The organism is Flammeovirga aprica JL-4 (genome assembly GCF_012844305.1).
Taxonomy (GTDB): domain Bacteria; phylum Bacteroidota; class Bacteroidia; order Cytophagales; family Flammeovirgaceae; genus Flammeovirga; species Flammeovirga aprica.
This window is the reverse complement of sequence record NZ_JABANE010000171.1, coordinates 1-11,140: the sequence shown is the minus strand read 5'-3', so window position 1 is coordinate 11,140 and position 11,140 is coordinate 1. Positions and strand designations below refer to the sequence as shown.

The window sequence follows — 11,140 nt, the reverse complement described above, 5'->3', positions numbered from 1 at the left end:
TTTACCCTAGTTTTAAAAAGCAATTTACCATCTTAGATAAATACAACACTATAAATCTAAGGTTTTGTCTTAACACAAAAACGAAGCAAAAAAGTCAAGGCTTTGATTGCAAAAGCTAAATTCCATTCCTCTCGCCTAAATGATTTTAAACTCGCTAAAGCTCAAACAAAAAAATCATTTTTAACGGCTCGATACATGAAATTCTTAACGCTTTTCCCTTCAAGGCCGGGAAAGCACTACCAAACTAAAATGGTAGAAAATCCACTGACGCGAATGTTAAGAGTAAGTGTCATTTGTGTTTTGCAGATCAGCAGAAATCTCCTGATTTCTAAAATCAAAATATCTGAAAATTTAGTTTACAATGTATTTGATTTTAAGTCTTATTCTTATAGCTATTCTCAATCACTCCCAAACTCCCTAAAAAGTCTAGAGATGCGACCTTCACATTATACTCTCTTTTTAGATCGTAAACTTTTTGCATTGTAGGAACAAAAGGATTTTTCTGATCCGCATTTAAATAATTAGTTAAGTTGATGGCTAGTAAAGCCTCTTGCATATTTTCACTCAGGCAATAATCCATCAATTTTGACTTAGCCTCAAAATTTCCATAAATATCATAAGCAATCACAGCTGCAATAATTGATACCGGAGGGTAATCATCTTGCATAGCATCAAGCAAACTCTTTTTATAGGGGAGCACTTTGTTTTTAGGTTGACTTCTGATACCTAAAATAGCCCAGTACCTTTCAATTGAGTCGGCACTATTCAAAAACTGTAATTGTGTTTTCAGTGCCTCATCAGATTGCTCTCCTGAAAGGAAGGCGATATCAAAGATATTTTGGAGTGGGTATTTTTTATTATCCTTACGGAATTCATAAGGTGTTCCTGTTTTTGAGATCTTATCGATTTCATACTCTGGTAAAAACATCACATCTCTACGCTCTAACAGGTCTGCTTTTAAATGAGCCAACATTTTATCTTTGATTTGTTGATAAGCAGGATTATCCGTCAAGTTTTTCGTTTCCCACTGATCATTTTGAATGTCAAAAAGATACTCTTTCGGTCTTGTTTCGAATACACTCTTTTGGAGCGAATCCAATTGACCTTCTTTTAAATCTGAACGCATTTGATTTACTATATCAGAGATTTCCATATAGCGGATATAGCGTTGTTGAGGGATAAAAGGCATAAAGTTTCTGGAATAAATATACCTTCCGTCGGTTACTGTTCTTACTAAGTCAATGCCATTATCAGATCGATCTGAAGATAAGGTGATGAGCTCTTTTTCCTTTGAACGGTGATCTCCCATAAGGATTCTCCCTTTAAGGTGCTTAGGTAAATTTCCTCCTGAAAGTTCAATTAATGTTGGGGCTAAATCCTCAAAATTAATCAGTTCATCAGTAACGCCACCATCTGTTTTCCAAGGGGAAAGATGTTTGTACTTTTCGGGGAACCAAACCACAAATGGAACGCGGTAGCCATAGTCAATACCATTTGTTTTTCCTCTTGGCATTCCTTCACCATGATCTGCGAAAAAGAAAATAATTGTCTCTTCCTTCAAACCATCTTTTTCCAATCTTTCAAGAAGATGTCCAATCTTTTTATCCGTCATCGAAATAGAATTGTACACTCTGGCAAACTGTTTACGCATTGCAGGTGAGTCTTTATAAATAGGAGGCATGCTGAAAGCATTATCATCAATCTTTTCATCCTCATCAAGTTTACTATAGATCTTCTCTGTGTACCACGAATAAGGATTGGTCATGGTACGAGATTGATGAGAGTCTTCAAAATTAAAGACGGCAAAAAAGGGCTGCTCTTCCTTCCTATTCCACCATCCCGCTTTTTTAGAACTTTCATTCCAAGTATCCTTTATAAAAGCTTTACCATTTCTAAGGTTATAATCAGTCTTGGCATTATTGGTGACATAGTAACCTGCTTCTTTCATGTAATAAGGAAAACCATGAATTTCAGCTGGAATTGGATAGGAACTTCTATGGTTTCCAGTTCCCATTTCAAAGGTACGGACACCTGTGATCAGTGTACTTCTACTAGGAGAACAAACCGTACCTGTAGAAAATGCATTAGTGAACCGGACGCCTTCTTTGGCCAATTGATCAATATTGGGAGTATGTGCTGTTTCGTTTCCGTAGCACCCAATAAACTGAGGAGAAGTATCCTCAATCGTTATCCATAAAATATTAGGTCTTGATGTTGTGGTTTTATCTGCAGTATGGCACCCTGTAAAAAGAATGCTGATAAAGAGGATTTTGAATATTAGTTTCATCTCGATGATGTTATTGAAATACTATTGCTATTATAGCAATAAATTTAATTCAATATAAAATAATAAGCAAATCAGTGAACTAAAATTCAGTAGCGTTTTCTCACGCTTAGAAGAATTTTTAGTATTTAGAAATCAGGAGATTTCTGATGATCTGAAGGACACGAATGACGCTAACGCTTAACATTCGCGCCATTGGGTAATTTAGTTTCCAATGTGCCAAGCCGTCTTAGATGATAGTTCAAAATAAATGGCTCCTGAGTAAATTACCAGGAGCCAAGTTGTCTGTTTAGTCTAGTAAGTATTTTTTGAATCTAAACTTTAATTATGAATCGTAAGACTTATCTGAAATGATGTTTTTTATCTTCTCCTCTGATAGTTTTGAACTCTTTCAAAAGTTCTTCCACCAACTGAGGTTTTTCTGAAGCAATATTTTTACTTTGAGAAGGGTCATTTTTAAGATCGTAAAGTGCAATTTCTTTACTGTTGCCCAACTCTATATTTACTTTCTTATTGACCTTACCTCCTTTATAAGGCGGAATCAATACGTAATTTCCTTTTCTAAAAGCTGTTCTCGAAGTCGCTTCAATCACTAAATTCTCACGGCCCTCTTTTGATTTTCCAACCAATGCATCCAATACATTTTCAGAATCAGGTGCCACTTCTTCACTGCCCACCAATGAAGCTAGAGAAGCAAAAAGATCTAATTGACAAACAAGAGCTTTGGATGCTGAAGGGGTGATTTGTCCTTTCCAGTAAGTAATAAAAGGAACGTGAGTACCCGCTTCAAAAAGAGAATATTTTCCTCCTCTTAAACCACCGGCAGGGTCATGATTCCCCAACAGTTCTACTGCATCATCATAATACCCATCATTAAGAACAGGTCCATTATCAGAAGAAAGAATGATCAAGGTATTGTTTTCAATTCCTGCTTCCTGAATAGATTTCATCAGTTCACCAATACACCAATCCGCTTCTAAAATCACATCACCTCTTGGTCCTTTTCCTGATTTACCTACAAATCGTGGGTGAGGCGTTCTTGGAACGTGCGGTTGCTGCATGGTATAAGCCAAGAAGAAAGGCTGTTGCTTTGTAGCTGTTGTTTTGATATAGTCTTTCACTTTTCCAAGGAAATGATCAGCCATATCTACATCACTCCAAAGGGCAGACTGACCACCTTTCATATATCCAATTCTTGGAATACCGTTAATGATAGTATTGTTATGCTCATGATGCCATTTCATGGTGGTGAGTTCAGGGTTACTTTTCCCTGTAGGTTGCCCGTCAAAGTTCTTTTTATAATTCACTTCAATGGGATCATTAGGATCAAGACCAACCACATCACCATTTTCAATATATACAGTAGGCACACGGTCTTGCGTTGCCGCCATGATGTAAGATTGATCAAATCCAACCTCATTGGGTCCTGGAGAAATATGCTCGTTCCAGTTCTTTTCCCCTTGTCCCAAACCTAAATGCCATTTCCCGATAATTGCGGTTTGATATCCTTCTTTCTTCAACATTTTAGGAAGAGTGATCTGAGCGGTATCAATAAGCAATGGATCTGTTCCCGAAAGAATATGAGCTCCTTTTTTCTTCCAAGGATATTGTCCTGTCATCAGTGCGTATCTTGAAGGAGTACAAGTAGCTGAAGAGGCATAAGCATTGGTAAAATTAATACCATTTTCAGCTAAGAAATCAATATTCGGAGTGGTAAATCCTTGAGCACCGTTGATGCTGATATCACCATAACCCAAATCATCTAGATAAATAAGTACAATATTAGGTTTCTGAATATCATCTGAGACAGACTTTGAAGTTTGTATGCTGCATCCCCATCCCAGCATTAAGCTAAAGAGTATGAATAGGATGTTTATTTTTTTCATCATTAAATAATTATAAAATCGGAGGGTGGAAAAAACCCAAGTAAAAACTACAAGGGTTTTATCTATTTTAGAAGTTACTGAACTATTATTCAACTAATCCGACAATTGATAGGAATGTTTTATGATTTGCATCAGGATGAAAATGAGTGTTGAAAACCAAAGGTTTTGTGTTTTGTTGTGTATCGCTCATTTTGATGGTAACATACTCTTTTCCTTCACTCTGACTTTGTTTTAGATAATCAGTGATTTCATAACTTAAAGGTCTCTTTTCTCCTACGTCAAATACGAGTTCATCTTCAGTTATCAGTTCAAACTGATCATCAATTGCCATTACATCATCGTATAACGTACCCGCTTCAATTTTCTCTTTAATACCATAGATGGCTAAATTGATAGGCGTATTTTTACCTACTTGCATACCTCCATATAGGGAGATAATTACTTTATTTTCCTCCTTTAATTCTCCTAGATCTGACAATTTGATAATAAGAAGTGTATGCACCTGATCGTTCTTATTATTTCTTACAACTAAGCTGTCTTCAGGGTAAGTTTCGTCAGAATTTGTATACCATGTAGCCGTATTGTTTTTTCTGTAAGATTGTACATATCCCGTGTAAGCAAATTGAACTTGTTCTATCTCACTTGTCACTGAAACTTTTGCACTTCCTTCTGTTGTACCTTCTCCCGCTTTACCTTTTATAGACAAAGGAGTAAGAGTTAGCGATACGTCTGTAGCGATAGGAATCTCATAAATACGACTTTCTTCAGCATGAAAAGAATATTCTCTGCCTTTAGAATCCTGATAAACTAGATCATGAGGTGGTGTTCCATCAAATTTTGCTGTAAAGAAAGAATTGACCGAATCACCAATACTGCTCACATTAAAAAGGCTTTCACCTTCCATAGTAACAGATGCAGGTCGAGTTGGTAAACTTTCCTCATTATTACAAGAAGAAAAAAAGCTACCAGCCATAATAAGTAATGATAATATACTAATTCGTTTCATTTTAAGATTAATTAAAAAATCAATGTAAACAGGACATTGTATTGCAACAGATGCTTCCTTTTATAATGGTAAAATCAATAATTTTACCGACAACGTTGCTAATATAGCAATTTGTTTATATAATTGTACCATATTTACGAAGTTAAATTGTTAAAATTTCCATTTTTAAAGAAAATCGATAGCAAACCGATCAAGAATGGAGGCCTTTTAATAATAAAGTATACAGAGAGGCTTCATTTAAAGTGTATCATTCATATAGCTTTTACAAGCTACCCTTTTTTGATCTGGTGAGTATCGGTAAATCATTTTAAATTATGAAAAAGTTCATCTTACTAAACATTCTTCTTGTGCTATTTGGTCAATTTGTAACTGCACAGGATGACGTAATTGAAAAAAAAATTAAGAATTATATATCTTATATGAATAAGATATTGGGAGGTACACTCACAGATGATCAAATTGTGCTACTGAAAGCCCAACGAGTTGAATTCATTACGGTATCACAAAAAATAGATAAATACGATCTCAAAGAAAAAAGAAAGCTCGAAAAAGAATTTAAAATTGCTCGCAACAACATCCTAACAGATAATCAAATTACTGTTTTGGCCATTTCTAGGCTTACACGTAAGGAACTTTCTGTATTACGACAAATGTTTTCTATCTCAAAAGAACAACAAAGACAGTTGAAAGAAGAATTAAAACGCATGAATAAAATGCTTATCAGTGCCAGAAAGGTTTATGATGTAGATAGTCAACAATACTTAGAAATTGATTCATTAGTAGTTACATCAAAAGAGTATTCTTTCAATGAAATTTTTGATGCTGATCAACAGGAAAAATTTGCGGAATTCAAGGGAAGGTATAATACTATTATTGTGAAGTATTCAGAGAAAATTGGTTTAGAACTACGTAACTAACATCAATTATAATACTCTATTAATAAGCAGTGCTCTCCCTTTTTTTGAGTAAAATAAGGTATTTTTAAAAATTAAGCATTTAAAATTGCTAATATAGCAATAAATGTGTATAATTGTATGAATAACACTATAAAGCATTACTAATAGGCATATGACTTCTATTCAACGTTTATTTTATTCGATGAAAAACAATTATCATCTGTTGATTAGTTTTCTTCTTCCCTTTTTTCTGCCATCTATAGGAGAAGCACAAGTTGAAAATAGTCAGCCAAATATTGTCTTCTTTTTTGTAGATGATATGGGTATCAAAGATTTGTCATGTTATGGATCTGATTTTCATCAAACTCCTAATATCGATAAGCTTTCTGCTTCAGGAACAAGATTTACAAATGCTTATGCAGCGTGTACTGTTTGTTCTCCTTCAAGAGCGGCATTGATGACAGGTCAGTATCCTGCTCGATTACAAATAACGGATTGGATTGACGGGTGGTTTATGCCTTATGCTTCCATGAAAATTCCTGAATGGCAATTATTTTTACCTTCGGAAAGTGTCACATTACCTGAAATGCTCAAAGAAAAAGGTTATAAAACCATACATGTAGGCAAATGGCATTTGGGAGAGAACGAAAAGGACTGGCCTTTATCTCATGGTTTTGATGTAAATATTGGAGGATGGAAAGCTGGGTCTCCTGCTACTAATAAAGGAAGCTATTTTTCACCTTATAATAATCCCACTTTACCAGATGGGGAAGAAGGAGAATACCTTACTGATCGTTTAGTTGGTGACGCTATCCATCAAATAGAAATTGTAAAAGGACAGCCTTTTTACTTGCAGTTTAATTTCTATAATGTTCATACGCCTTTGGAAGCAAAGCCAGAGAAGGTGGCAAAATATCAAGCTTTAATCGATAAAGGAAAAGGTGGTAAGCATCATCAGAATCCTGTTTATGCTGCGATGGTAGAACATGTAGATGATGCTGTGGGTAAGATCTTGAAAAAATTAGAAGAGGAAGGACTTATTGATAATACGATCATTGTGTTTAGCAGTGATAATGGTGGTTTGGAGTTAAAAGCAAACAAGAAGGGGAGACTGCCTAAAACGAATTATCCTTACCGTACTGGAAAAGGAAATTTTTATGAGGGTGGTGTCAGAGTACCTATGATTGTGAAGTGGACTGACAAGGTTCAGAAAGCCGAAAGTAATGTTCCGGCAATGACCATTGATTTTATGCCAACGCTCTTGTCCTTAACGTCTACAAAGTATAAGAAGAAAACAATAGACGGAGCGGATTTGAGTAAGGTTTTAAAAGAGAAGAAAACGATGGATAGAACCTTGTTCTGGCATTATCCACATTATCATATACAAGGAGCAGAACCTTATAGTGCCGTACTGAAAGACAACTGGAAATATTACAAAATTTACGGTAAAAGAAGCGAACTCTATGATTTATCAAAAGATGTTGGAGAAGCAAACAATGTTATAGAGGATAATCAAAAGGTAGCCATTGAAATGGAAAAAGCTTTACAGCAATGGTTAAAGCAAACAGACGCACAGCTACCTGAAATTAATCCTTATTTCGATCCTGAAAAAGAAAAGAAAACGAAGCCATATAGATTGAAAGATCAGTTTTGGCAGTAAAAAATTAATAAACGAATTTTTAATCAATTGAAGAGTGTTTTTATAGACCTCTAGGGTATTGGCTATACTATTAAGTGAATGTCCGTTCAGTAAATTTAAATAAAGTACAATGAGAAAACTACTTACCTTTTTATTAGGTTGCTTATTAGCTATGCCTAATTTGTGGGCCCAGAGTATTTCTGTGGACATAAGTAAGAAGCAACAGCAATTTTTTGGAGCTGGTGGAACCTGTGACAGTTATATTGGCCACTGGTTAAGTATGTCAGACGAAAATAGACTTTTGGCTGCGAAAATGGTGGCTGAAGATATTCACCTTGATTTTGTCAAGCATTATATCAATGGCAGACCTACAGAGGAGAATGAAAAACAATACAACAACTTTACAGCTTTTGTGGAGGATATCCGAAAGATCAATCCAGATATCAAAGTACAAATGTGTGTGCAGGATGTTCCGGAAGATTTAAGAAAAGATCAGGATAAGAAAAAAGAATTTGATGATAGTGATCCTGACATTTATGATAAAATGGCTCAATATTATTATGAAGTCATCGAAGGATTTCATGATAGAGGTGTACAGATTGATGAGTTAGACATCCTTAACGAGCCAGGAGGTACTGGTTTTGCTGTTTATTATGGCGGACTTTATAAGTATTCAGTGCCGAAGTTGCGTGAGATGATTGAAGATCCTACTATCAATACAAAAGGAATGAAGATGCCTCATATTGGAGGTACAAGTCAGTGGAGTGTTTTGGGTGTGATCAAATGGTTTGACGTTTGGAAAGCTGATATTCCAGGAGCTTATGAAGAGGTAGATGTAGTGTCTACACACGGTTATAGAAATGGATGGGATGAGAAAAACTATAAAGAGATTTATGATTATATCGATGGTTTGCCTTTCCAAAACAACGAACAGACGGGTAAATTACAGAAAGGTGATGGCTTGTATGAGATCTTTGAACAATCTGAGCCTGATTATATCGGTGATGTTTCTATTGGTATGCGTATCAGTGATGCGATCAATGGCGGTGTGAATCATTTCTTTATTTTCAACATCAATAACTCATCAGGAAATAACGCCGCTCTTCTTCAAACGCCATCAGGTGGTGCTCCCATCAAATCAAAAGTGTATGATGGTTTCAAACAATTGACTTCTTCTTATCCTTTAGGATCTTACTGTTTGCCGGAAAGAGGAATGAAAAACATGGATCTTACTCGTGTATTGGCCATGAGAGATGGTGATGAAAATGTAGTGTACTTAAACATTACTAATATTGCTCCTGAAGCACAGACCATTTCTATTGATTTCAACGATAATGGAACGGTTCAAGGTATCGCTGCGGTGCAGTCATGGGTGAGTAGTCAAGCTTATGACATTGAGGAAGTAATGAATACGGAGTATACACAATCAGTAGACAAAATCACATTTGATGCTTCACCATTTAGTGTCAATACTTTAAAAATCACATTAGATCCTGAAGGAGCTGTTACAGTATTAAAACCACAGACCATTGAATTCCTTCCGATTGATGATCAGTTGTTAAGAGGTACGTATACTCTTAAAGCAACAGCAAGTTCTGGTTTAGATGTACAATATGAAGTAGTAGATGGACCTGCAGTGATTCAAGACGGTGTAATGACTTTTTCTGGTGAGGGATATGTAAAAGTAAGAGCTTACAGTATGGGTAATGAAGAATTTGATGGAGCTGCATCTGTCATCAGAACTTTTAAAGTAGAAACGGGTGCTTTAGTCAATGTTGCAGAAGGAAAAACAATAGAGTCAGTTACAAGTCAGGATGAAAAATATCCTGCTACAAAGCTAATCGATGGTGATAAAATATTTAAAACAAGCCGATGGATTACTGTAAAGGATGATCCATTACCTCATGAAGTAGTGATTGATTTAGAAGAATCATATGATATTACAGGAATGGGAATGTGGACAGGTAGTTCAGATGGAGAGTATAGTAATCCAATTGTAGGATTTGTATTAAGTGCAGAAGTAAATGGTGAGTGGGTGAACATCTTAGAAGAAACAAATAACAGAAACCCAGAGTATATTAAGTTTTACGATAAAGTAACTACTCAAAAAGTAAAACTGCAGATCAATAATTTAGATAATGGTACAGATACCAGAACACGTATCTTTGAAGTAGAAATTTATGCTGCAGATGATACTGAAATTGATTGGGACTTAGAGGAAGGAATTGTAATGGTTGGAGATAAAATTCAGTTAGAAGCAACTTCATCAACTGAAAATTCAGTCACTTTTGCTTCTGGAAATGAGGAGATTGCTACTATTGATGAAGCCAATGTATTAACTGTTGTAGGAACTGGTAATGTTCAGATTTCAGCAACTACAATGACTGAATATGGAGTATCTGTGACATTCAATAAAACGCTGAAAGCAAGAAGAGAAAATACTATCACTTGGGATCAGGATATTTCTAGACTTGCTGTAGGAGGAGATTATACTTTAAATGCCAAAGGAGGATCTAAAGTAAAATACCTATTGAAAGAAGATTCTGATGCAGCCATTCTTGAAGGTACTTCTTTCAGAGGAAATGAGGTGGGTAATGTAACAGTTATTGCTTATGCAGAGGAAGATTTTGAGTATGTAGAGTCGGAAAGATTAGAGAAAGCAGTAGTTGTTAAATATCAAGATGAAATTGTGTGGGATGATCAGCCAACTAAATTAAAAGTAGGCGAAGAATTAGACTTAACAGCATTTTCGATTTACAATACTCAAGAAGTAAGCTTTATTGTCAGTGATGCATCTAAAGCAGTGATTGAAGGAGGTAAATTGATAGGAAAAGTGACAGGTGAAGTAACAGTGAAGGCCTCTACAAAAGAAGCAGATGAAGTTTTTGCTGCTGTATCGATGTTCAAAACTTTTACGGTTGAGTCTGCAAATGTGACAAGTATAGATCTAGATACATTCGATCAATTGGTGTATCCAAACCCAAGTAATGGATTATTCCAAGTGAAAAACTTAAAGCCTCAAGAAACAATTCATGTTTTCAATGGGGTAGGAGTAGAAATTAAAACGATACAAGTTCAGGACCCTTCAGATGTAATCGATCTGAATGATTTACCAAAGGGTATTTACTATATCAAAACCTCTAACAATGTGGGTAACCTCAAAGTGATCATTAAATAGTACTTATCGAAAGTTTAGTTGACAATGTGCTGACTTCTTATAGAGTGATAAATAAATTAAGTCATTCCTTATTTCTAGTGAATAGGGGATGGCTTTTTTTTATAGGCTATATTGCTCTTAACTATTGAAAAATTTAACTACTCTAGAAACTTTTTATGTTCTACTTTCAAGCTATTTTCTTCTTCATTTCTCTTATGATTAAAACAAGGAAAATTGTATTTATTTTGTACAATTTCTTCCAAAAGAGATAA

Annotated in this window: 6 protein-coding genes; 3 read left to right on the top strand and 3 right to left on the bottom strand. The window is 35.2% G+C overall.

The window, feature by feature from the left end; genetic code table 11:
* Positions 1-373: 373 nt before the first annotated feature.
* From HHU12_RS31475 to HHU12_RS31465, 3 genes are all read right to left on the bottom strand, one after another.
* Positions 374-2,287: a sulfatase family protein gene (locus HHU12_RS31475; RefSeq protein WP_169660712.1), complete on the bottom strand. Its 1,914-nt coding sequence runs from the start codon at positions 2,285-2,287 to the stop codon at positions 374-376.
* 338 nt (positions 2,288-2,625) lie between these two features.
* A complete protein-coding gene (locus HHU12_RS31470) occupies positions 2,626-4,170 on the bottom strand; it encodes a sulfatase family protein (protein WP_169660711.1) in 1,545 nt (514 codons plus the stop codon).
* 85 nt (positions 4,171-4,255) lie between these two features.
* The gene (locus tag HHU12_RS31465) at positions 4,256-5,176 is read right to left on the bottom strand and encodes a hypothetical protein (protein ID WP_169660710.1); all 921 of its coding nucleotides are present in this window, start codon (positions 5,174-5,176) and stop codon (positions 4,256-4,258) included.
* Between the two features lie 314 nt (positions 5,177-5,490).
* On the opposite strand from HHU12_RS31465, the gene HHU12_RS31460 reads away from it, so the two are divergent.
* The 3 genes from HHU12_RS31460 to HHU12_RS31450 all read left to right on the top strand — a co-directional run bounded on the left by HHU12_RS31460 (position 5,491) and on the right by HHU12_RS31450 (position 10,889).
* Entirely contained in the window at positions 5,491-6,093 is a 603-nt protein-coding gene (locus HHU12_RS31460; protein WP_169660709.1) for a hypothetical protein, read from the top strand.
* A 181-nt stretch (positions 6,094-6,274) separates the two neighbouring features.
* Positions 6,275-7,732, top strand: a complete 1,458-nt coding sequence (locus HHU12_RS31455; protein ID WP_169660708.1) for a sulfatase — start codon at positions 6,275-6,277, stop codon at positions 7,730-7,732.
* 109 nt (positions 7,733-7,841) lie between these two features.
* Positions 7,842-10,889 carry a discoidin domain-containing protein gene (locus HHU12_RS31450; protein ID WP_169660707.1) on the top strand — a complete coding sequence of 1,016 codons (3,048 nt, stop codon included), beginning with the start codon at positions 7,842-7,844 and terminating at the stop codon, positions 10,887-10,889.
* Positions 10,890-11,140 lie beyond the last annotated feature (251 nt).